Origin of the sequence: Nostoc sp. 106C, assembly GCF_002154725.1 — a bacterium.
GTDB lineage: Bacteria > Cyanobacteriota > Cyanobacteriia > Cyanobacteriales > Nostocaceae > Aulosira.
The window spans coordinates 1-23,500 of sequence record NZ_MTAW01000077.1; the positions used below are offsets into that span (position 1 = coordinate 1).

Annotated in this window: 17 protein-coding genes and 1 tRNA gene; 5 read left to right on the plus strand and 13 right to left on the minus strand. The window is 40.9% G+C overall.

All coding sequences use genetic code 11. The annotated features are described in order from the left end of the window. Positions 1 to 275: 275 nt before the first annotated feature. A complete protein-coding gene (locus BV375_RS07615; protein WP_086758967.1) occupies positions 276 to 1,775 on the minus strand; it encodes an MBOAT family protein in 1,500 nt (499 codons plus the stop codon). Positions 1,776 to 1,847: 72 nt separating this feature from the next. Then, entirely contained in the window at positions 1,848 to 4,889 is a 3,042-nt protein-coding gene (locus BV375_RS07620) for a DUF1574 domain-containing protein (RefSeq protein WP_086758970.1), read from the minus strand. A 219-nt stretch (positions 4,890 to 5,108) separates the two neighbouring features. Here BV375_RS07620 and BV375_RS07625 point away from each other — a divergent pair, with 219 nt between their 5' ends. From BV375_RS07625 to BV375_RS07635, 3 genes are all read left to right on the plus strand, one after another. Further along, a complete protein-coding gene (locus BV375_RS07625) occupies positions 5,109 to 5,345 on the plus strand; it encodes a hypothetical protein (RefSeq protein ID WP_086758972.1) in 237 nt (78 codons plus the stop codon). 101 nt (positions 5,346 to 5,446) lie between these two features. Beyond that, the gene (gene ppc / locus BV375_RS07630) at positions 5,447 to 8,518 is read left to right on the plus strand and encodes a phosphoenolpyruvate carboxylase (protein ID WP_086758975.1); all 3,072 of its coding nucleotides are present in this window, start codon (positions 5,447 to 5,449) and stop codon (positions 8,516 to 8,518) included. Positions 8,519 to 8,594: 76 nt separating this feature from the next. Continuing rightward, positions 8,595 to 8,849, plus strand: a complete 255-nt coding sequence (locus BV375_RS07635) for a hypothetical protein (protein ID WP_086758978.1) — start codon at positions 8,595 to 8,597, stop codon at positions 8,847 to 8,849. A gap of 21 nt (positions 8,850 to 8,870) precedes the next feature. Here BV375_RS07635 and BV375_RS07640 read toward each other — a convergent pair whose 3' ends face one another. Together BV375_RS07640 and BV375_RS38660 are read right to left on the minus strand one after the other, a co-directional pair. Beyond that, a complete protein-coding gene (locus BV375_RS07640; protein WP_086758981.1) occupies positions 8,871 to 9,260 on the minus strand; it encodes a hypothetical protein in 390 nt (129 codons plus the stop codon). Between the two features lie 80 nt (positions 9,261 to 9,340). Further along, positions 9,341 to 9,475 (minus strand): hypothetical protein, encoded by a 135-nt coding sequence (locus BV375_RS38660; RefSeq protein ID WP_279432910.1) that lies wholly within the window; start codon positions 9,473 to 9,475, stop codon positions 9,341 to 9,343. Between BV375_RS38660 and BV375_RS07645 the strand changes: the two genes are divergently transcribed. After that, positions 9,474 to 9,779, plus strand: coding sequence for a DUF4090 family protein (locus BV375_RS07645; protein WP_086758984.1), 306 nt, complete (start codon positions 9,474 to 9,476; stop codon positions 9,777 to 9,779). The two genes, BV375_RS38660 and BV375_RS07645, sit on opposite strands and share 2 nt — an antisense overlap. Positions 9,780 to 10,097: 318 nt before the next feature. Beyond that, a complete protein-coding gene (locus BV375_RS07650; protein WP_086758987.1) occupies positions 10,098 to 10,382 on the plus strand; it encodes a DUF427 domain-containing protein in 285 nt (94 codons plus the stop codon). Positions 10,383 to 10,514: 132 nt separating this feature from the next. Here BV375_RS07650 and BV375_RS07655 read toward each other — a convergent pair whose 3' ends face one another. The 9 genes from BV375_RS07655 to alr form a co-directional block, all read right to left on the minus strand. Continuing rightward, positions 10,515 to 11,093, minus strand: coding sequence for a Crp/Fnr family transcriptional regulator (locus BV375_RS07655; protein ID WP_086758990.1), 579 nt, complete (start codon positions 11,091 to 11,093; stop codon positions 10,515 to 10,517). Positions 11,094 to 11,758: 665 nt separating this feature from the next. After that, entirely contained in the window at positions 11,759 to 12,193 is a 435-nt protein-coding gene (locus BV375_RS07660) for a molybdopterin-binding protein (RefSeq protein WP_086758993.1), read from the minus strand. Positions 12,194 to 12,791: 598 nt separating this feature from the next. Next, complete coding sequence (locus tag BV375_RS07665) at positions 12,792 to 15,848, minus strand: hybrid sensor histidine kinase/response regulator (RefSeq protein WP_086758995.1); 3,057 nt, start codon at positions 15,846 to 15,848, stop codon at positions 12,792 to 12,794. A gap of 97 nt (positions 15,849 to 15,945) precedes the next feature. Beyond that, on the minus strand, positions 15,946 to 18,774 hold the full coding sequence (locus tag BV375_RS07670; RefSeq protein ID WP_086758996.1) for a methyl-accepting chemotaxis protein: 2,829 nt from the start codon (positions 18,772 to 18,774) through the stop codon (positions 15,946 to 15,948). 61 nt (positions 18,775 to 18,835) lie between these two features. Beyond that, on the minus strand, positions 18,836 to 19,333 hold the full coding sequence (locus BV375_RS07675) for a chemotaxis protein CheW (protein ID WP_086758999.1): 498 nt from the start codon (positions 19,331 to 19,333) through the stop codon (positions 18,836 to 18,838). Positions 19,334 to 19,337: 4 nt separating this feature from the next. Beyond that, entirely contained in the window at positions 19,338 to 19,715 is a 378-nt protein-coding gene (locus tag BV375_RS07680; RefSeq protein WP_086759001.1) for a response regulator, read from the minus strand. Positions 19,716 to 19,791: 76 nt separating this feature from the next. Further along, complete coding sequence (locus BV375_RS07685; protein WP_086759003.1) at positions 19,792 to 20,865, minus strand: response regulator; 1,074 nt, start codon at positions 20,863 to 20,865, stop codon at positions 19,792 to 19,794. An 866-nt stretch (positions 20,866 to 21,731) separates the two neighbouring features. Then, positions 21,732 to 21,813 (minus strand) — tRNA-Leu (locus BV375_RS07695). 138 nt (positions 21,814 to 21,951) lie between these two features. Further along, complete coding sequence (alr, locus tag BV375_RS07700; RefSeq protein WP_086759008.1) at positions 21,952 to 23,139, minus strand: alanine racemase; 1,188 nt, start codon at positions 23,137 to 23,139, stop codon at positions 21,952 to 21,954. Positions 23,140 to 23,500: the final 361 nt, after the last annotated feature.

Consider the following 23,500-nt stretch of genomic DNA (forward strand, 5'->3'; position numbering starts at 1 on the left):
TTCGGTGCTGGTGATCCACTCGCAAAACCGATCCCATACGTTAGCGCTAGAGCGCCGTTGTAAGGTTGTTGTCATTGTTTTATGAGTGCGATTAATGCTGAAAAATGAATTACGGTAAAATAAATTTCACCGATACTTATTAACTCTACATGAATTTAAGTTAAAAATGTTATTTATTTTTTCATAATCTTTTGCATTTAGTGATTAAGATTACTTATATAAAGGAAAAATTTGGTTTAGGTATTGCCCAGCCTGCTCAGATGTGGAAGTTATCATTAAAAGTCGAAATAGATATATGGCAAGCTACCTTCAGGAGCTAATAACCAAACGGCATAGAAGCAAAGAGGTACGAAGACAAGCTTGACAGGCCAATTGAATTCTACCTTGAGCCGAATCTTGAAAGCATAGACAAGGCTCATGAGCAGAGCCAAAAATATTAATCTCCCAGCAAGTTGGGACTGGCTGATGTTTAGGGCTTCAACGTAAACCTTTTGTGCAAACTGGATATCTGATGGATAACCCAATAGGTGCCGAAATACCAAAGAAGAATCTTGGAGATTGGGTAAGCGGAACCATATCCAAGAAGTAAAAACCATTAGTTGGGTGAACAGCCAAGCTAAAAATATGCCTAGAGGTTTTTGCCAAAAATGCTCCAAGTTCTCATGGCGATCGCCGATCGCATCTGTAAGACGATGAACTATCAAAGCTAACCCGTGGTATGCGCCCCAAACAATAAAACCCCAGGATGAACCATGCCAAATACCAGCAATTATCATCACAATCATTAAATTCCAGCAGGTGCGAGTCAAACCTCTGCGGGAGCCACCTAAAGGAAAGTAAACGTAGTTACGCAGCCAATCGCCCAATGTCATATGCCAGCGCCGCCAAAATTCTGCAATGCTGGTGCTGAAGTAAGGAAAGTCAAAATTTTCAGGTAAAACAAAGCCAAATAACAGCGCACTGCCTCGGGCAATGTCTACATAACCATTGAAATCCAAATATAGCTGTAAACCGTAGGCAAATGTAGCTAGCCAGAGATCTGTACTACCTGCTCGTTGCAGATTGCCAAAACATAAATCTACAAAAATTCCTAAATGGTCTGCCAATATACCTTTTTTAACTGCACCTCTAGCAATTAACCACAGTCCCTCAGCCGCTTGGTTGGGACTAGGAAATTGTAGTATATTGATTTGAGTTGCTAGGTTATGATAGCGAGTAATTGGTCCGGAGATTAGTTTAGCAAAGAATAATTTATAAGCTGCAAATTTTAGGAATTGCCTAGTAGCAGGAGCACCACGATAGACATCAATTAAATAAGAAATACATTCAAAAGTAAAAAATGAAATTCCCAAAGGTGCAATGAATTTAAAAGCTGCATCTTGTGAGGTTGTTGGCACTGGGAAAACAGCGTTTAACAACAGAGGCAAATATTTAAATCCTAATAACAGTAAAACATTTAGAATCACTCCTAGCCACAAAAGCTTTAAACGGCGAAGATTCCAGTCAGCTTGGGAAAGCAACAACTCTTCGTTATAAATTTGCCCGTCAAGAGAATTTTTTCCAGATGAGGTGTTTTTAGCAATTTCCAGCCCCAAACGAAAGTTAATAAAAGTAAGTGCTAATAGTAGAGGTATGTACTGAACATTTAAAGATCCATAAAATATCAGACTGGCAATTAATAATGTCCACAAACGTAACTTTTGTTCTGACAAAGACCAGTAAATTCCCAGCACACTCAGCAAGAATAGCCCGTAGAAAATTGATATAAAGTTCATTTTTTAGTCATTAGTCATTAGTCATTAGTCAACAGTTATTTTCCTTGTCGTCCCTCTTGCTTTCTCATCTCTCTACTTTGCAGGCCAAGGAATCATTGGATCGTGAGCTAGCTTTTTCGAGACTTCATAGGCTCCAAAGCGGTTGAGGTGACTAGGATCGGAAAAATAGTCGTTAACTTTTGTCCACAGTTTACTTATATCTCGATAAATAAAGTTGGGATTGTTAGCCATCTGTAACATATATTGTTGAAATTCTTGCTCATATTGTTGACGTACTGGGTCTAAATAGTCTGCCGTTAGCGGCATGTTGACAAATACTAAAGGAATTTTCCGAGTTTGAGTAAACTGAAGCAGTGCTTGAAAGGCAGTGTCTTGTTCACCTTCCACTTTGAAAGACTGATAATCGTTGTCGTAATTTCCTGTCACCTTGGGATGTTTTTGATAGTATCTAGCAGGATGAAAGCGGATAGACAAAGGCAGGAAACCATCAAAGTCAACGGACTGCTGAGAAGTCTCTTCTTCTGGAGCATCGTTGCTTAACTTTATAGACGATGTACTGACATGAGTGCGATCGCTCATCAAAGGTAAAGAGTTGAGTTGTTTTTGCAATAACTCTTTAATCTGATCGCGGTTTGAGTAGCTAGCAGAAACAGCAGCTACAGCTTGATTGAGCCATTGATTGGCCAGTTGATAGCTGCTCAGTTCTGGTTTTTCGGTTTTAGCTTTTTCTTCACTAGATGAAATTGCCGGATCTTTGAGCAATTCATCAGTAGTGCCTGCGGCTATTGCTTTCTGCAATGCTTGTTTGTAGCCTGCTGATGCAGCGATCGCTGCAAAAGTGATATCCTTGCGCCCGCTGTTAAAGGCACGGGAACCATCTGCCCAAACAATGACTTTTGGTAGTTCTGAAGGTTCTAATACCCGACGAATTATAAAATCTACGACTTGGGCTGTAGCACCATTGATACCAAAGTTAAATACATCAATTTTGGCATAACCCTGAGTCGCCAAAGCTTGAGAAAGGGCGGCAGGATCGACTCCCCTAAGAGCACGAGAAGAGCCAATAATCAACACATGAGGAGGAGTACCAGTTTTAGCCAAACGCTGTTTGTACAACGCTATTTGTTCATCTAATTGCCTAGCATTAAAACTGGGCATCTGCGATCGGGCTGCTAATAAAATTGCGGTGGCGGTGGCTTTTTCCTTCAATGGCGCAGCTTCCAAGCTTTCTGTCTCGGTATCCTCATTTTGGGTAAAGCCAGAAGCATTAAATACAGAACTCTTACCCTGATTTGGTTTAGTCTTATTAGTGTTAGCGAAAAATGCTGTTCTCTGGTTTTGATTTGCTCCAGACTTAGGAGATGTCTTTTGATTAGCGGGTGATGATGGAGTTACCGTACTAACAACCTGAGATGGCGGACTTGGGTTAGTACGGGTAATGATTTGACCCAACACCCAATCAGTTTGCATTGTGAGCAATAATCCCAGAGTACCCCAGACAAGAGCAACCTTAATTCCTTGAGCTTCTGGGTTATACTCTGTTGGCTGGTCGATTTCCGTAAAAAGTTGCGTTTGTAACAGTAACTTTTTGACTTTGGCTGTTGTTGTTGTAATCCAATCTCGCGCTACTTCTGTAATAAAAGTTTGAACTTCCTCTGTAGTCAAGTCAGGACGCAAGATTGGTTCATTCGTCTGAGAGGGTACCAGATCTTTAATGTAAATAGCAGCGGCAGCAAATTCGGGAGTAGCTTCTGGTACTAGACGTTGGCGACGCACAAAATCTTCGCCATGATGCCATGCAGGTTCCTTGTTACCTGCACGACGGCCATAGACACGCACGCCTAAAACCCCCGGAATTTTTAACTGGCGGATTAACTGAACGACTTTGTTTGCAACTTTTTTCCGAGATGGGCAAACAGGAGCATCACACATAATGTGTAATAAATCGCCTTTAACAAGCGGTACTACGCGGATACCACCTGTCTTCAGTCGCCAATCTAAGTCAGGATTGAGTAAACGTTCTAGTAAGAAATGGACAGCAGGTTCATCACCAGCAGTTGCCAACTCTAAGGCTGATGGTGACTGGGCTGGATTCTGAGCAGCAGGTAAAGTCAGCCAATCAATCCAAGCTGGTTGCTGATCAGCAGTTTTTTGCCCATATACAGTAGCAGCTTTGATACCTTGAGGAGCGATGATATCTAGTTGCTCGGCGATCGCTTGCAAGCATAAATGCTTATCTGGCGCTGGGGCAATTTCTAGCGGGTCAGAGCTTGGAGTGCAAAATATATGTAGGGTTGATTCTTGCAGCGAAGCTTGGACAGCCACTTTAAACTCTGATAACAGCTCAGTTAACAGCCTGGCGATCGCTTGCACATCTCCCCAACGCGCCCACTCTTTCAGCATTACTTCCGGTGGCGTCAAATCCACCCGCAGCAGCCAATCCGGTGTGGTTTCGCCATTCACTTGCGAAACAATCACTGCATCTTGGTAGCCGTTGAGCTTAAGGTATCGCAACTTCTGGGCTATTGGCTCTGCCAGTAATGAAGGATCAGGACTATAACCTGACTGACAAAATATCCATAGGCGATGTTCCTCACAGGAGCTTGTTTGTGTAGGCTGTTGCGGCTTAACTTTTACCTGTACCGCTACACCTAACCGACTCAGGGTTTCACTAAGATAGCGAGCAATAGCATCTGGATGTCCTTGTTTAGCCAGACTTTCGTTAGATATAATCAGCGCTCCACCTGGTGCTTGAGATTTTTTCTTATCTTCTAACAAGGCTTGGTTCACCTGCTCCAAATGTCTATCAAGTTGATTTAAATAAACCCGATGACACCATTGGGGCCGGATCTCCCCTTTTTTTCGTCCGTAGACCAATACTTGGTATATTGAGGTTTGTTCGCTGTTTGTTAGGACATCTAAGTCGGTTTGCTGGATTGCTTGCAGCAAGTCAGACAGAGTCCGCCAACGTCGCGGGCACTCTGTCCCTTCACAAAGGATATGTAAGTCATTTCCCCGCAACCGGATTTTCACCCCGACAGTGCTAATCCCAGTTGCTTGGCTTACCCATTGCACTAAGGATTTTTGGCGATCTAGTTGAGATGCTGTTTTCATGGGCAGTTAACTTTAGAGGAAGCGAGTATTGGGGGATAGTGCCTGCACTTGTAAACTAGAACCATAGATTTATCACACCCTGACGTTTGGTTTTAACACTTTTGTTACCTTCTTGGCTTGCAAAATGGGCAAAGATAGATATTTATGTACAATTGTGAGCCATGCGAATTTTGGATTTTTCGTTTATTTTACTAATCTGCAAATAACCAGGAATTAGCAATGTCTCCTGCCAACCAAAAACCCTCACCCAACCCGGAATTAAATCTGTTGCTGTTTAGCATTCCCCAATCTTTACTCTTAAATATAGGTACAGCGTCTATACTACTGCTGTTGACAGCAGGACAAGTCTCGGTCAAAGCCCTAGAATCTTTGGGGCAAGCCAGTGAAGAATTATTTCGGGGCGATCGCCTACCCATACTCGACTTTCCAGAAGATAACGAATTAAAGAACAGTTAAAAATTTTACTCTAAGAAATTAACCACTCTGGGGTATTCCTATGAGTGTTGCTTACAGAACATAGCATTCAAAACAATAATTGTCTTGCAAGAATAGAGAATATGAGTTCCCTTTTATACTCTTTGTCTCAGGCGGCGAATATCTACCCAGCATCGGAATTATTTTTGCGTCATCGCCTCCAAATAGTGGAGGAGTTGTGGGAGTCAGTACTCCGCCAGGAATGCGGACAAAAAATGGTAGATTTGTTAGGACAACTGCGCGATCTGTGTTCGCCAGAAGGGCAAGCCACTCATGACCAAGCCTCATCGGCAGTAAAGTTGATTGAACAACTTAATATTAACGAGGCCATTCGGGCAGCTCGTGCCTTTGCTCTATATTTTCAGTTGATCAACATCATAGAGCAGGAATATGAACAACGACAGCAATTGACTCGCTATTCTGAGGCAGAGGCAGAGATCGAAGATTCAGAAGTTTTACCCAATATTAGCTATTCATCTAACCAAAGAGAAAACGATGCACCTGTTACCAGGGCAATAGGCGCAGATTTGCTAGCTAAGAGTTGGGTTGCCAAAGAAAAAGACAAACAAAAAGGTACTTTCGCGGCTTTATTCCCGCATTTATTCAAACTGAACGTACCACCACAGCAAATTCAACGCCTGATTGCCCAATTAGATGTGCGATTAGTGTTTACAGCTCATCCTACGGAAATTGTGCGTCATACTATCCGGGATAAGCAACGACAGGTGGTAAACCTATTACAACAATTGGATACTGTGGAAAACCGCTCTGGTAACACAGTAGGGGGGTATCCTTGGGAAGCAGCAGAATTACAGGAAAAATTACTAGAAGAAATTCGCCTGTGGTGGCGCACTGATGAACTACACCAGTTTAAGCCTACTGTTTTAGATGAAGTAGACTATGCCCTGCACTACTTCCAAGAAGTTTTATTTGATGGTATCCCGCAACTGCACAAACGTTTTAAATATGCTCTAAGTAAAACTTTTCCTTGGCTAGAACCACCACAAAAAAACTTCTGCTCCTTTGGTTCTTGGGTGGGTTCAGACAGAGATGGTAACCCCTCAGTCACACCAGAAATTACCTGGCAGACCGCTTGTTATCAGCGGAAAATGGTGTTGGAGAGGTATATTCAGTCAGTGAAGCAGCTGATTGAATTATTGAGTGTGTCAATGCACTGGAGTGATGTTTTACCAGATTTACTGGAATCTCTGGAGTTGGATCAGTCGCAGTTGAGCGAAATATATGACGCCTTAGCGCTACGTTATCGCCAAGAACCCTATCGGTTAAAGTTGTCATATGTTTTAAAAAGGCTAGAAAATACACGCGATCGCAATCTAACTTTATATAAGCGGGAAACGCCAAAAAATGAAGACAAACCCATGTACCGTTCGGGGTCGGATTTTTTGGCAGAACTGCGGTTGATTCAACGCAACTTGACCGAAACAGGTTTAAGCTGTCGAGAGCTAGATAATCTGATTGCTCAGGTAGAAATTTTTGGGTTTAACCTCACCCAGTTAGATATTCGCCAAGAATCTTCACGTCACTCTGATACCCTAAATGAGATTTTGGAATATTTGCAAGTTTTGCCCCAATCTTATAATGAACTATCAGAAGCACAGCGAGTCGCCTGGTTAACCGGAGAATTACAAACCCGCAGGCCGTTAATTCCAGCAGAATTACCATTTTCTGAAAAGACCAACGATGTAATTGAAACTTTCCGGATAGTGCGATCGCTACAACAAGAGTTTGGTGTCCACATCTGCCAAACTTACATTATCAGTATGTGTCGCGAAGTCAGCGATGTACTAGAAGTTTTACTCTTAGCCAAAGAAGCTAGACTTTTTGACCCAGCGATCGCTGTGGGTACAATTCAGGTTGTGCCTCTATTTGAGACGGTAGAAGACTTGCTACGCTCCAGAAGTGTAATGCGAGAACTATTTGAACTACCGTTATATCGTGCTTTATTAGCAGGAGGCTATCAGCAGGTAGAGGACAAGGAAGAAAAAGCGAAAGCCACCTCTTCTAGTCACGCCACTTGTCCGCTGACCCTGAATCTACAAGAAGTGATGCTGGGTTATTCTGACAGTAATAAAGACTCTGGTTTTTTAAGCAGCAATTGGGAAATTCATAAAGCTCAAAAATCACTCCAGCACATAGCAGAAGAGTATGGTGTAAATCTGCGGATTTTTCACGGACGTGGCGGTTCTGTAGGAAGAGGTGGTGGCCCGGCTTATGAAGCGATTTTGGCTCAACCTGGTCACAGTATTAATGGCAGAATCAAAATTACCGAACAGGGGGAAGTACTAGCTTCTAAATATTCCCTGTTAGATTTGGCTTTGTACAATTTGGAAACGATTACCACTGCTGTAATTCAAGCCAGCCTTCTCAAGACAGGTTTTGATGATATCGAACCGTGGAATGAAATTATGGAAGAATTAGCAGCGCGATCGCGTACTCATTATCGCTCGTTAATTTATGAGCAACCGGATTTTATCGACTTTTTCCACCAAGTAACTCCCATTGAAGAAATTAGCCAGTTACAAATTAGCTCTCGTCCGGCGCGCCGTCCATCGGGTAAAAAAGATTTAAGCAGTCTCAGAGCGATTCCTTGGGTATTCAGTTGGACACAAACTAGGTTTTTACTACCTTCCTGGTACGGTGTTGGTACAGCTTTGCAAGAATTTTTGCAAGCAGAACCAGAAGAACATTTAAAACTACTGCAATACTTTTACGTGAAGTGGCCGTTTTTCAAGATGGTTATTTCTAAAGCAGAAATGACCTTGGCAAAAGTAGACATGCAAATGGCCAGCCACTACGTCCAAGAACTGTCAAATCCAGAAGATAAACCCCGATTTGATCGGGTTTTTGAGCAAATTGCTAGCGAATACTATCGCACCAAAGATTTAGTCTTAAAAATTACCGGACACAATCGACTTCTAGATGGCGATCCTGTATTGCAGCGTTCAGTACAGTTACGCAATGGCACCATTGTACCTTTAGGTTTTATCCAAGTTTCCCTACTCAAGCGCCTGCGACAGTCACGCAATACTGCTCCATCTGGGGTGATTCACTCCCGTTACAGTAAAGGCGAGTTACTGCGAGGAGCATTGTTAACTATTAACGGAATTGCGGCAGGTATGAGAAATACAGGTTGAAAAGTTAATAGTCAGTGGTCAGTGGTCAGTGCTAAAACACATACAACTAACCACTCTAACTGCTGACAATTAACCAATGATTAAAAATAGAATTTTAATTTGCACCTTAGTGGCATTATCATCAGGCTTTTTTGGTGGTTACATCTGCGGACAAATCACCTTAATGCGGCATAGTCAGAAGTGTCAAAACCAGCCTTGGGCCTTAAAGCAAATGTGCAACACCTGGGTGATACCAGGAGCAATGTGGCAAGGTAGCACGACAGGACTATGGATAGGCACAGTTTTGGGAGCATTTGTCGCTGGTTTGGCAACACATCAAACTCGTAATTAGTCAAAAGTAAATGGCTTTAAACTATTGACTATCCGTTGAGGCTGTGGGTGCTTGCAAATGGCTCAGGGTTTTCCAAGATTGTGTACTGCTATCATAACAGTGCCAATTTCCGCTTTTAACTTCTTGGTAGCAAAATAGAGTGCGATCGTGTCCATCAAGATAATCGGTTAAATAATATATAATTCCGCGAAAAGGATAAGTTTTACGGCTGAGTCGCTTGGCTACTGCTTGATTTGGACACTCGACGACGAAAACCGGTTTTTCATCCAGGTGCGCCAAAGAGAAGATACACATCCGCAGAATGGCTCTGAGCCAGCTTTCAGAGTTGTCAAAATAATCATCTATGATTTTGTTTGTCAGAGCTTGTTCAAGAGTACGGCCCTGGTTTTGGGGAGTTTGAGCGTCAGACATAGCATCACCTATAGCTACACCGATGGTTTGAGATTAAACCAAAATCTTGAAAAGTGACAAGAGTACAGTCAGCTTCAGAGCTACAGAAATGAAATTTCTCTTGTAGCAGCAAGCAAGCCAGTATCACTACTGAAGATGTCGATAGTAGCACAAACAGTTTTTAGCGTCAGCATGGCTGGTAAAATATACTCATAGCCTGATGAGCAAATTTTCATGACTGCCGAAACTAATCAAGTAAATCAAACAACCACAGGTGCTGATGCTATTGACGAAGCGATCACACAGGGAATTGATTTTGACGGTTCTCCCATTCCAACCGCCAAGCTAGAACTGTATAACAAAGTCATGGCACTAGAGGCAAATAGACAGCGTAGCGGCGTATCAAATACTATGCGATCGCGCATTGTCCGAATTGGTGCAAAACACATTCCCCAAGCAGAACTCGATACATTGCTAGTAGATGCTGGTTTTGCACCTTTGAAAGAAAAAGAAATTGCCTTTTTCTACGGCGGTAAATAAATTGGTCAATAAGCTATTTTCATAAGTCAACTAAATCATAGTTGCTCATATACCCCCTTTCTGTTTCAATCACCTAAGTGACAAGGAAGGGTATTTTTTTACTTCCAAATCAAATGAGTTAAGATTTTTCAAAAGCAAAAAATCAGCAAAATGACATCACCATTTAGTTGAATTACTTGGCAATATTTATCCATATTATACAGTTTGCGCAGATTGCTCTTTCGCGATCGCAATAGCATTACCAAATGCTTACGGTCTGCAAAAAGACTACGTCACGAATCATAATATTATGTGTAAAGTTTATTGGAAAAGTCACTTATGCCGAAAGCAATTTGGAATGGCGCTACTTTAGCCGAGAGCGATAATACTATAGTTGTAGAAGGTAATTATTACTTTCCACCTGAGGCTATTAAGAAAGAGTATTTCAAAGAAAGTAATACTCACACTACTTGCCCTTGGAAAGGTGTCGCTAGTTACTATAGTGTCGAAGTCAATGGGCAAATTAATCAAGACGCTGCTTGGTACTATCCCAGCGCCAAAGAAAAAGCTAAAAATATTGAAGGCTATGTTGCCTTTTGGCGAGGTGTCAAAGTCGAGGCTTAGCCGAAATTAATCTGTACTTAACTCTTGGAATCATTTAATTTCCAAGGTATTTACCCTAGCTAGCAGTCATAATTTAACCAATTTTTTTGGTGGTTGATACAACTCAACCACCAGAATTTTTGAAAGATTTCTTCATTCATTTGGCAAACGCAATATCATCTGGCGTTTTTGACGTAACAGCGTTCCTTCTTCTTCAAATTGCTGTAGAAGGCGTGTTACAGTTACTCTTGTTGTATTTAATACCTCAGCCATTTCTTGATGAGTAGCATTCAGGTCAATTAGTTTACCTTGTTCTACTTGACGACCAAATTTCCGGCTTAACCAGACTAAAAATTGCCACAAACGCAGAGACATAGGTTTACAATGCACTATGCTTAGAAGTTCCTCTGCCTGTTGAATGTGAGAAAGTAAAGCCGTGACATCCTGATACCAAAGATGAGGTGGCACTATACTAACTTCTACATTGCTTAAACACTCAATTTGGTAGGGCTTGACTTTAGACAAAGGAGAACCGATTAAATCTCCAGCACCCCAGTAACCTAAAGTAATAAATGTTCCCTCTTCACTCCAGGTTAAGGTGCGAACTGCACCATGTTCGATTCGCCACAGTACATCGTTGCGTGGTGGGATCATTTCGCGTCTGGTAAATAAGCGATGGGGTATTTGTTCTTTAATGACAGAGTTATACGACACATTAGCAGAATAGATCATAGAAATATTTTGGTAGAGAAAATTGTGGAGTTGCTTTAGAAGTTATCGGAATTAGCTTAGATGCAAGAATTGACTTAGAATAATTTAATACTTGCAATGACATTAGCCTCAGCAGATTTAGCACACATATTATCTATGTGTAAATATCAGGACACCAATTAACCATAGTTATTCTCTGGTTATCCATAACACAGAAGTAGAAAAATCACTATACCTCTATAGAAAGGTTGAAGCAGATTGATAAAATTATTTCCAGGCGGTAGGGGGTTAGGAAAGATTTTCATGCTTATTTGTGAACACAAGCCTCCTTAGGGAGGAGCTACGCTAACGCCTCTGGGTAAAAACCGATATTACTAATTAATGTAACTTTTATGTATTATTCTTATAATTCAACAGCAGCCTAGCTCATTAGTATCGATTGAAGCTCCAAGCCTAAATAGTACTCAACATCAATTCCTTTATCTGCTCTAGTTCTGCATCCTGTGTGGAGCTTTTTATATCCTTGTATGGCACAAAGAATACTGAGAGAAAAAGTAGCAAAGCCAGAAAACTATACTATGATTGGATTTTTTCGTTAATTGACACTAATGAGCATCGCCTTAGCATCTTCAGCGAGAAAAGGCTGTTCTTGTGTTCAACACCAGAAACTTCTGAAAATTTAGTATTTATTCTCTAGCAATCACAATATCGTTGGACTTAATTACTGCATAGGCTTCAGTCCCCTCAGACAGACCTAACTCCTCTGCTGAGACTCTAGTGATCATAGAAGTTAGTTCAACTTTGTGAACAATCTCTAGAGTCACTTCAGTATTAACAGCTCCTGTAATTACCCGTTTGACAACTCCCTTGAGGATATTACGCGAGCTAACTTTTAATGGTTTCTTTTGACTACTAATTTCTACCTCAGCAGTGTAAACATCTTTTTTAGTATCCTGGTTGGTTGGTGGCAATGCTGGGGAAGAGTATTGACTCAAACCACGTACCAATTCCCTTAAGATTTCAGTTTTAGTACGCTGAGACTGGTTGCAAAACTCTTCCAGTATTTTGCGCTCTTCTTCTGAAGTTTGAAATGTTACCCATCCCTGTTCTTTTCTTGGCATAGATTTACCAATTTAGTTGGTATATACTTTTGATCTTGCTATGATCCTACCAAGAGTGAATCCTCTGAAACCGAATCAATCTAAGTGCAGTTTTCTTACAAACAAATAATGGTTTCTTATTTAACTTGGTATGGCATCTAATAGCAACTCATGTGCCGACTTTGAATCTCTTGTCTGTTCCTAGCTAGGAACATAACTCAGAAGAAACTTAGTCTCCATAAGAACAAAATAAACCAAACTTCAACATTTACTCGATCTGTTGTTACCTTTGTCAATAACTAGTAACAGGGATATTTCCTTTTACTCTCGTTTCTGATTTCTAAAATGTCATATTGAACATTCTGAAACTATAGAATTTTGTTTTAATAGTATAAAAAGAGACTTATATCCAGAAAATAAAATTAAAAGAGAAATAATTTTCAGGGTGGAGTTTCACCAAATAGTTTACCCAGCAAAAAAATACTTGCATTTCTTAAATAGAATTTAGCAAAGTTTTAGCAAAATAACTTAACAAATGGATAATTTGTCAGTTGTAAATTGTCAAGCAAAAATTAGCTTACAACTGACAGTCATCTTTACTCATGGCTAAATTCTCAATTTAATTATGAGATGCTACTGTTCCATCAGCAGAAATAATTATGTCCTGTAGTGTTCGGAGTAACTCTTGTTCGTTGTAAGGCTTAGAGAAGTAGGCGCGTGCACCTAATTGAATTGCCAATTGACGATGTTTATCACTACTGCGAGAGGTTAACATGGCAATTGGGATATTTTTCATCTCATCACTGGATTTGACACGACCTAAAAAGCCATAACCATCAAGACGAGGCATTTCAATATCGCAGATTACAGCCTGGACTTGTAATCCACTCTGAAGCTTTTCTAAAGCATCTTGACCATCTTTTGCTTGTTCTACTTGATACCCTCCTTTTTCCAGAGTTAAAGCTAAAAAACGCCGGACATTAATCGAGTCATCCACGATCAAAATAGTGCTTTTCTTAGTAGAAGCAGGTACTAGTTGTTTATCATCCTGGGGGAACAGAAACGCTGTTTTTAACCGCGCTGATGGTAATTGGTTGTGTCTAGAAGTGCGCTGATTAGTACTAAATTCATACAGTAATTCATTAGTATTTACTAGTACTACTACGCGACCATCACCGAGAATAGTACAGTTGCCGAAGCCTTCTGGTAGAGGTATATTGCCTTCTACCTGCCGAATAGCGACTTCTTGCTCGCCCCAACAACGGTCTAGTTGTATAGCTACCGATTGATTATTACTTTTCACTATTAATACACTACTAGCATTAATAGCTGGGGGGGTTTCCAACTCTGGGTTATCGTAGCGGGGGCCATTAAACTCCAGATAGCTACTGAGGCGAATTAATGGCAGCATCATTCCTTGCCAATTAATAAATTCACTGCCTGCGATCGCAATAACCTGGTCGTTTTGGAGTAAAAATATTTCTGAAACGACATCTGTAGGAAATGCCAATAGCATCCTGCTGCTTTCTACTAACAGCACTCGGGCGACTGAAAGTGTAAATGGTACTGCAAGGGTAAAGGTAGTTCCAACTCCTGGCTCAGTATCAACTTTAATATCTCCCCGCACCTGTTTGAGGTTGTTGCGCACTACATCCATGCCAACACCACGGCCAGATAAGGCTGTAACTTGGTCGGAGGTAGTAAACCCTGGCTCGAAGATGAGTGATAACAGTTCATCATCACTAGCACCAGCTAACAGAGAAGCATCTAACCCCATAGCAAGGGCGCGATCGCGAATTTTTTCTAGAGAAATTCCCCGACCATCATCACGTATACTAATGATTGTGCGATCGCGACGGTGAGTAGCTTTAATTTCAATCAAGCCTTGTTCTGGTTTACCTAAGTTGCTGCGGGTGGCTGAATCTTCAATACCATGATCGAAGGCATTCCTTAAAAGATGCATTAAAGGCTCATTCAAAGCCTCCAAGATACTACGTTCAATCAAGGTGTTACCACCTTCAATTTTCAATTGCACATTTTTGCCATACTCCACATTTAGATCGCGTAAGGCTCGTGGAAAACGCTCAATTAAATCGGATAGGGGGCGCATTCTAACTTGTGTCAGCTTTGTCTGCAACTGTTTTGATGTTTTATTCAGCTTGCGAGCTATATGATCTGTATCATCAACGCTGAGTTGAACATCAGTTGTGACTTCTTGTACTTGAACAATGGTTTCCATAACTTCCTGCGATAGCAGGTTTAATTCGTTATAGCGATCCAGTTCTAAGACATCAAAGTTAGCGTTTACATCTTGGGAATGATGCCGATCGTCTGCCAATGACAGCACGGCAGATGGTCTTACAGGTTGAGTAGCGATTTTATCGTAGGCTGCCCGTAGTTCCTGATTTTCGCGATCGAGATTTTGGACACGCTGGCTGAGATTGCGGACGAGTTTGCGTAATCTTTCGAGTTGTAAGTTCAGTCCATTTCGCTGAATAATCAGTTCCCCAAATAAATCATTAATTTGCTCAAGTTGCTTACTGGGAACTCGGACTGTATTTTCATGAATGTCACGGTCTTTGCCATTAGCAATTGGCTCGGCTTTGCGTTCGATGAGTTTGTAATCTGCTGGGGAAATTTCGCGCGCAGCTACTATTCTTGGATCTAAGAAATTGACTGGCTCTGCAATGTTCTCAGCAAACTCTACATCTAATGTTTCAAAATTGGTAGGAACGATCGCATCTTCTTCGCTCCAAGTTTCCTCAGTTTCTTCTGATTGCAAAAAATCAGTGGCGAGAATTTCTGGTTCGAGCAAGTGCGTTGCAGCTGCATCTGTGGCCAGAAACTCCGCAATCGCTGCTTGTTTAGGTGAGATATTGCTCGCTTGGGTATTGGCTAGCTCGTCTAATTTCAGCTCTGTAGGTAGACTATCTAGTTGATGTGTCAGAACTAAAGCTTGCGATCGCCGCCATGCTTGCAATGCTAACTGGGCAATTTCTGCGACTTGGTTGGGGTTAGCAGTTTCTAACTGATGTGTGATTGACTCGCAAAGCTGGGTAAAAGCTGTCAATTGCAGCATTTCCCCCAAACCGCCCAATTCAGCCGCCATGATTGCTACTTCTTCCTGCAAACAAGGCTGTTCTCGATCTGCTAACACAGATTCTAAACGCTGTAAACAGCCTTCCACCTCTGTTTCAAACAGCAAGGGGATAATATCTTGCCCATCTTCCGGTGAAAGCATGGTTGTAGCGTCTTCTGGAACGGGGTCGCCCAAACGCTCATGCAGTTCATCAAAAACTGGATAACAAAAGCTTTCTAACCACTGCTCTTCTATAACATTTCCTTCTGAGAGCAATTCCACTATTTGACGTAACCAGTCAACACCAGATAGTAGTAAACTTTGTAACTGGGTGTCAATGTCTAAAGAGTTTTTCCGAGTTTTTAAAACTTTAAAAGAATCTTCCAAACGGTGTGCTAAATCACTGAGAGTCCGAAATCCCATCATGCCCGCACCACCTTTGATGGAATGAGCTGCTCGGAGTGCCCCGTTTATTTTATCTGAATCAATGCGATTACTGATATCGATTTCTAGCAATACCCCTTCTAGAGTATTGAGATAATCAGTGGCTTCTTCCAGAAACTGCATCTGGATTTCCAGTTCTTTGTCCTGTGACATGGTTTTCGTGAGTTGTTAAGCTAATGCGCGTCTAATAGAGGATTTGTTATAGGTATTCAGTTGTTCTTGTAATCAGCAATGACTAATGACTAGAGAACTAACTGACCTTAAATGTGCCAACAGTCTCCTGCAACTCTTGGGAAATCTCTACAGTTTGTTGTAAAGATTCGGAAACTAAACGGGAAGAATCGCTGGTACGCTGTGACACAGCAACAATTGCTTTCATCAAATTGCTGACAGTTTGCGAAGTTTCTACTTGGGATGCAGTCGCCAGAGAAATCGACTGCACTAGCCGATCAATTTGACGCGACACATCCAAAATCTCATTGAGACTATGCTTAGCATCTTCAACTATGCGAGTACCTTCGACTACCTGGGTAGTCCCCACCTCCATCGCCTGCACTACGTCGCTGGTTTCCCTTTGGATGTTCTCGACAATTTGCTCAATTTCTTGAGTTGCGGCTGCACTTCTCACTGCTAATTCGCCTACTTCTTCGGCAACTACGGCAAAACCTTGACCTTCTTCACCCGCACGTGCAGCTTCAATACCAGCGTTGATCGCTAGTAAGTTAGTTTGGATGGCGATTTGGTTAATTAAAGACACCACACGAGAAATTTGTTGGGAAGATTCTCCTAACCGCTTTACTTTCTTGGCAGTTTCACCAACAGTTTCCCGTAAAGAAAGAATGTTTTGCACTGTTAAATCCATTGCTTGTCCACTTTTGGTTGCAGTGTGGGCAGCATGGTTAGCAATTACCGCAGCTTGCTGGGCATTTTCGGCTACAGCTTGGATGGAATGTGTCATGTGGTCAACAGCATCCAAGGTGCGGGTAATTTCGGCAGCTTGGGTGAGTGCTTCTTCGGCTAGCTGGCGGATAGCTGCTTCGTTAGAGCCAATCGCAGTATTTACTTGAGTAGCAGCTTGTTTAACTTGAGTGACAATATCTCGGAGACTTTCAACGATGGAGTTAAAAAAGTCAGCAACAGTGCCAATTTCCCCGGCTGTCACATCAGCACGCACTGTCAAATCTCCGCTTGCTGCACCTTCTACGTTACTCAGCAATTCTAAAAGTTGCGTTTGCAGTGCTTCTTTTTGTTGCCGTTCTTCTTGAGTATCTTGTTGAGCAGCAGCCTTTGCTTGTTCTAATTCTTCTAGTAGCCTAGCTTGTTCTAGGGCATAGCCAATTTGAATCGCTGTTTGTTTCAACAAATCAATTTCTGGCTGTTGCCAAATCCGCGGGCTTTCACAATGATGGGCAATCAATAAACCCAAGAGTTGATCTTGAGTAATAATTGGTGCGATCAAATTACCTTGAACGGCAAATTTTTCCAAAATTTGGATGTAACAATTGGCATCAGCTAGGTTTGGCTCTTGATAAATGTTAGCGATCGCCCTGACTCTTCCTTCTCGATAAAGGTCTACATGGCGTTCCCGAAAACAGGGGTCGTCAATTCGCACTCCCATCATTTTCGGCCAATCATCAGTCACAGATTCAGCAACAACCACACCATCCCAGTTTTCTGGATTCAGCTTATAGATGATTACCCGGTCTGTTTTTAGCGCTTGGCGAACTTCGTTAACTCCTGTTGTGTAAATATCTTCAGTTTCGAGATTTTTCCGAATTCGTAAGGTAATATCTGCAATCAATTTGACTCTTTCAGTTTCCCGCTCTTGTTCTCGTAGCAATACCTGCAATTGCTCGGCCATTTGGTTAATGTTAAAACCCAATACCCCTAATTCGTCTGCTCTTTGTACCTCTAGACGAGTATTGAGTTGACCTTCACCAAGTTTGCTGACTGCCTCAGTTGCACTCAAGATTGGTTTTGTCGCACGTTTAGCTAACCAGGCAGCGATCGCTGCTACGATGAATGCGGTTAATGCGGTGCCAATTGCTATAGTCCATAATAATTCTCTTTGCGGTGCAAATGTAATTGCTGTATCAGTCGCAATTAGAGCATCCCATTTTAAATCTGGTAAACCTTCAATTTTTTTAGAGGGTACATAGCTTACAAGTTGCTGTTTTTTATCCAGTTTGTTAACTGTAATAAAACTATTGACTTTGTTTTGTCCTTGCAGTTTAGTTAAACCCGTAAAATCAGCTTTAGCCTCTCTACCTTCTTGATTATTTTGGGTTGCCAGAAAAATCTTGCCTGATTTGTCTAGCAAATGGTATTCATGCCCTTTACCTGCATAGTTTTTGATAGTTTCTTCTAGAGATTTGGCGGGCATACGCGCTCTCACCACGCCAATATTTTGACCTGTGACTGTATCTTTAACAGGTGCAGCTATGTGAATACTCACAAGACCAGTACTTTTTGATTTTTCTGGCTGACTAATAATAGGAGTATCTTGTTTAAGAGTATCCTGAAAATACTGGCGGTCTTTGTGGTTTTCTAGAGGTTCGCCTGTAGATTGGACAATTACGTTACCTTCTAGATCGAAGACAGCAATACTGTCATAAGCTTTGTAAGCCTTGACAATGCGATCTAGAACTGCTTGCTTCTCTTGCGGATTTATGCTTTCTCTGACTTGGGTATTTGTCAAAAATGGCAGATTAGAGAGTACTTGAATATCTCCGTATCGTCCCAACATGTAACGGTTGACTTTGTCGATTAATCCAATTGCTTCTGCTTCTTGAGCTTGAGTAATTTGCTTATTAATCGAGTTATTGGCAAAACTATAAGCGATCGCGCCAATGCCCAATGTCGGTAGAGTTCCAATCGCGATCGCTAATACGGTAGCTTTTGTACCTAAGCTGAGCCTATTAAAATAAGTAACTGCTTTTTTAAACACAGAACTATTTGCAGTTTCATTAGTAAGCTTATTTGGTTGTTTGGCTGAAGTATTAGGAAGTTTTTGGGATGAAATTACTGATGAGTGATTCTGAGGTTCACTACTCTTAGCCGTGTCAGTCTTATTAAACATTAATTAATTCTCCTAGATATGTGAATGAGAACACTAAAAATCCTTTTTTTAGTAGTACACCCTAATCACTGCGGAGAATAGAAGAATGGACAATAGCTTGTGCATCTAATACCAGCAATATCTCTTGCTGTTGCCCAACACATCCAGATAGATACGGTACTAAACTGGATGCTACTTGTCCTATAGGAGAACAAATTTCATCAGGCAAGAACTTAGCTGTACCTTTTATCTCTTGTACAACTAAGCCCAAAAGCATTGATTCTACCCGCACAATAATCACATTGTACTGCCGCAGCCTATTATCTAAAGATTCTAAATTGAGCATTCTTGGCAGATCTACTACCCAAATTATGCGACTTCGCCAATTCATTAATCCTAGGATGCAGGCGGGCATATTTGGCATTGAGGTAACAGACTCAACAGGCATGATAATCGCTTCTTGCGTGTGCCTCATTGCTAAAATCGCCGCAGTCTGTTGATTTAGCTGAAACTTGATATAGCCATCTCCTAAATTATTGGGGATAGGTTTGGTGGGAAGTGAATTTTTTGAACTATTCATGGATTCAATTTGCTACTGATTTAATAGCACGTAAGAGTTGTTCCCGAGTGTATGGTTTAGTCAGGTAAGCATCAGCACCTTGTTTCATTGCCCATAATCGGTCAATTTCTTGATTTTTAGAACTGCAAATTACAATCGGAACTTTCTGTGTAACCGGATTTTTTTTGAGATAACGACATAACTCAAATCCACTTATTCCTGGCATAACTACATCAGTGACAATGACATCTGGCTGTTGTAATAAAGCTTTTTCTAATGCTTCTTTTGCACCAGTAGCTGGAATTACGTTGTAGCCACTTTCTGTGAGATAATAACTCATTAGTTCTAATTCACTAGGAGAATCTTCAACAATCAGAATTGTGCTAATCAAAGTAAGATTCACTACTAAATCTCCTAAAAAATGCTATTGGTGTTACTAAATGTGATGTTAGTTATACTAACTATCTATTTCTTAATGATTAACCGATGTGTTTAAACACCATTTTTAGCAAATCTGGTTGTGTAAATGGTTTTGTTAAATATCCCGAAGATCTGACCATCTTTGCCTTTGCTCTATCGATAAATCCTGTTCTACCAGTCACCATAATAATCGGGGTATCCTTGAACTGTGAATGCCTTCTTAGTAAAGAACATAGTTCGTACCCATCTAAATTGGGCATTTCAATGTCTAGTAAAATTAAATCTGGTTTACTTCTGAGTATTTGCATTAAAGCTTTGACTGGATCGTTAATTAGGACAACAGAAAATGTTTCCTCATCCAAAAAGTGTTTAATAGAATTCAACACAGTTTGGCTATCATCAATACAGGCAATAGTATAAAGCCCTTTGCTAAAGTGTCTTTGACTAAATGTATAGTTTCTCTCTTCAGCTAAAGCAAAATTAGTTTGTTTGGGTAATTGTTGTTCCAGCTTGGTTTGGGATGGCGACTGAGTTTGAGGTAGCTTTGTTGTATGCACGACTGGAGAACCTCCAGCAGATGGAAGTGGTGACTGGATAATTTGCCGATTTCTGAGCTGCTTTTGGCAGTGTTCGACTATTAACCGCAAATCCAAGCTACAAAATCTTGGTAATCCATCTAAGGTAATTTCTGGATTAAATTCATAACTTCCTTCTTTTAAAGCTAAAAATGATTCCAGCACTTCTTTAGCTAATTCATCTATCAGGGTTGCTGCCTGCTGAGAAGTAATATAATCCTGAGCAGCTAACCAGCAGATAGCATGATAATCTGCATTTGATGTTGACTGATTTTGATCATTTGTTTCAAACATCAGCCGCATTTGCACCCTAGTAGCGCTATTGAGAGTCGGAATTTGCTGACTCAAGCGCCGCAAGTGACTGTCAAGTCTTTCAAATACTTTATCTGAATAAGAGGCGTAAGCCAGTTTACCGTCCTCTAGATAGATGGACCAAGAAGTAGTCTCTGTATATATCCTTAAGCACCCTGTAGCACGCCTACTGGTGAGTTGTGCCAACAGCGATAACGGATGTAATTTCTGGAACAACTTGTAGCTACTTATAGGAGTTGTGCTCATTTTGCTTTTACTTCAGCTAAATTCAATACGTGTAAGCTAAACTTGTACCGACGCTCTTATACAATTCCAATCAAGCTAGAAAATATTGGTGCCCTGTAGCATAACATACAAAAATATTTGTCCTATTTCTGAGTAGACTTAACAGTAGCTTTGTTTTCAGATTATAAAGTCTTATTCAATTATGAAGTTATTGTCAATTTACTTACTTATACTGAGATTATCAGAGATGTCTGGACAATTATTAAATAAAATTTAAAGACTAGATAAAGTCGCTTGCTTCTGAGTATCATTTTTTTTAAATTTAAAGTAATAATACTGCTTAAAAAACAATATTTACTTACTTTTTTACGTATTTACACCCAGAAAAAATTAGTACAAAAACTCAGCTTACTGTTTATTTAACAATAAGTATGTTTACTTAAAAGTGATAAAAATTACTTTTGCTTTTAATAGCAGCGGTCTAAAATTAGTGTTTTCGTTGCGGTTAACGATTTCCTCAATTACACTATTGCGGCTATGATGCCATTGTTGCGATCGGGCGACAGCAGTTATTATCAAAAGGTGACCCCTGCCTAAATTCTCTTTGAAGAGAAGATTTTAGAGCAGAATCTAGTTTGATTTTAAAAAAAATTCTGTATACCTCTGCCTCCTTTATTTCCAGTTAAGAGTTCCCTACCTCTACAAGTAAGTTCATAAATAAAAATTAGCAGTAATACAGATTTTGCATTTTGATCAACGAAGTAAAACCGCGCTGGGGGAGCATTGTCAATGCTACTTTTCTCCAGCATAGCTGACAAAGCAGTGGCCACAGTGGGTGACTATGAGTACAAATTTTCTTAAATTTTGGGGCAGCTATTACTTAAAAGTGCGGATGAAAGGACTTGAACCTTCACTCCTCTCGGAACTAGAACCTAAATCTAGCGCGTCTGCCAATTCCGCCACATCCGCATCAGTTTCCTAATATAACACAACAAATTATTTATGGAAATAGCTAGAAAACTCTAAATTTTGAGAGATCGGTAGATAAAGAAAAAAGGTAAAAATCTGCTTTTTACCTTTTTTCCTCTATTAATTAAGGATTTAAGGCTACATCATCGCCACCCGAGGCAGGCGATGCTTGAATCCGCAAAGAATTTCCCAAGAAATAGTATTTAGCTTCTCTGCCCAATCATCAACGGTAATTCTTTGTTGTCCCTGTTCCCCAAGTAAGGTAACTATTTCTCCTTCTTGGATATCGGGTATGGCACTCACATCCACCATCAACTGATCCATTGTAATTGTGCCAATCTGGGATACGCGCTGACCGCGAATTAATACCTGTATTTTGTTAGAAAGATGACGCGGGACACCATCGGCATAACCAATACCCACGACAGCAAGGCGTAGTTCGTGCGGAGCAATAAATTGGTGTCCGTAGCTAACGCCAGTTCCAGGTGCAATTGTTTTCACCTGAGTAACACGCGCTTTAAGTTGTAAAACAGGCTGGAGGTTAATCTTATTTTGTAAATGAGGAGATGGATAAAGTCCATACACCGCCAGACCTACGCGGGCAATGTCGTAATGTAAGGTTGAATCTGTGAGAGTAGCAGCTGAGTTTGCTAGGTGGAAGCAAGGTGGTTCTATGCCCATAGCTTTGATTTGGGCGATCGCTTCCTCAAATCGTCTATGCTGTTCTTTCATTACTGTAGTATCAGGACTATCTGCTGTTGCCAAATGCGAGTAAATGCTGGCAATAGCAAGATGAGGTAAGCGTTGTACTAACTGCACAAACTCACCTGTTTGTTGCCAGTTAGTTCCCAGCCTGGACATGCCTGTATCTAATTTGATATGTACGGGTAAAGGAGAGGCATACTTCATGGCTTCTATGGTATCTGAGAATACCAAGGCTTGTTTGGGGCTACATAGAGTTGGTTGTAGTTTCCAATGAGCGATCGCATGAATTTGTTCTGGTGTGTGGGTTGCTCCTAGAATTAAAATTGGAGCTTTAATTCCGCCTTCCCGCAGTTGAATACCTTCTGGTACTGTTGCAACTCCTAACCAACTAGCTCCTGATTCTAATGCTGTTTGAGCGACTGTCACGGCTCCATGTCCATAGGCATCAGCTTTCACCACTGCCATAAGTTGGGTGCGTGGCGATAAAAACCCGACTAACTGCCGGACATTGTGGGACAAAGCCGCTAGATCAATTTCTACCCAAGCGCGTTGAGAGAACCAAGCATACGTATCACATTCTTGCTCAGAAGCTACACCAGAAATTTGCTTGCTACTTAACATTTTCACTCACTCCTATCACACCAGTAATCGGCTTCCAGATGATCTATTTATTCCATTCTCAGAAACGGAATCAGATTAACCTGGAAGTTTACCTTTGATTATGGAATTGCCACAAGACCGCTACATAGTTAATTTGTGCTTAATCTCAGACAATGTTCCTGAAAATTTTTTCCTACCCCACTTTTGGGTTTGAAGGATTTCGACTCGTCATTAAATATCAGGTATCAGTGATTTTGACAACTGAGCCTTAACAACTTTAGGGGACAATTTCCTAACTATCCTCAAAAGTGAAATACTGAAGTTAATTTACTCCTGTAGAGGTTAAGTAAATTTATTACCTAACACTGATTATTTAGTTTGA

Coding starts and splice junctions, on each gene's coding strand:
- BV375_RS07615 (WP_086758967.1), bottom strand. CDS start 1,775: ATGAACTTTATATCAATTTTCTACGGGCTATTCTTGCTGAGTGTGCTG.
- BV375_RS07620 (WP_086758970.1), bottom strand. CDS start 4,889: ATGAAAACAGCATCTCAACTAGATCGCCAAAAATCCTTAGTGCAATGG.
- BV375_RS07625 (WP_086758972.1), top strand. CDS start 5,109: ATGTCTCCTGCCAACCAAAAACCCTCACCCAACCCGGAATTAAATCTG.
- ppc (WP_086758975.1), top strand. CDS start 5,447: ATGAGTTCCCTTTTATACTCTTTGTCTCAGGCGGCGAATATCTACCCA.
- BV375_RS07635 (WP_086758978.1), top strand. CDS start 8,595: ATGATTAAAAATAGAATTTTAATTTGCACCTTAGTGGCATTATCATCA.
- BV375_RS07640 (WP_086758981.1), bottom strand. CDS start 9,260: ATGTCTGACGCTCAAACTCCCCAAAACCAGGGCCGTACTCTTGAACAA.
- BV375_RS07645 (WP_086758984.1), top strand. CDS start 9,474: ATGACTGCCGAAACTAATCAAGTAAATCAAACAACCACAGGTGCTGAT.
- BV375_RS38660 (WP_279432910.1), bottom strand. CDS start 9,475: ATGAAAATTTGCTCATCAGGCTATGAGTATATTTTACCAGCCATGCTG.
- BV375_RS07650 (WP_086758987.1), top strand. CDS start 10,098: ATGCCGAAAGCAATTTGGAATGGCGCTACTTTAGCCGAGAGCGATAAT.
- BV375_RS07655 (WP_086758990.1), bottom strand. CDS start 11,093: ATGATCTATTCTGCTAATGTGTCGTATAACTCTGTCATTAAAGAACAA.
- BV375_RS07660 (WP_086758993.1), bottom strand. CDS start 12,193: ATGCCAAGAAAAGAACAGGGATGGGTAACATTTCAAACTTCAGAAGAA.
- BV375_RS07665 (WP_086758995.1), bottom strand. CDS start 15,848: ATGTCACAGGACAAAGAACTGGAAATCCAGATGCAGTTTCTGGAAGAA.
- BV375_RS07670 (WP_086758996.1), bottom strand. CDS start 18,774: ATGTTTAATAAGACTGACACGGCTAAGAGTAGTGAACCTCAGAATCAC.
- BV375_RS07675 (WP_086758999.1), bottom strand. CDS start 19,333: ATGAATAGTTCAAAAAATTCACTTCCCACCAAACCTATCCCCAATAAT.
- BV375_RS07685 (WP_086759003.1), bottom strand. CDS start 20,865: ATGAGCACAACTCCTATAAGTAGCTACAAGTTGTTCCAGAAATTACAT.
- alr (WP_086759008.1), bottom strand. CDS start 23,139: ATGTTAAGTAGCAAGCAAATTTCTGGTGTAGCTTCTGAGCAAGAATGT.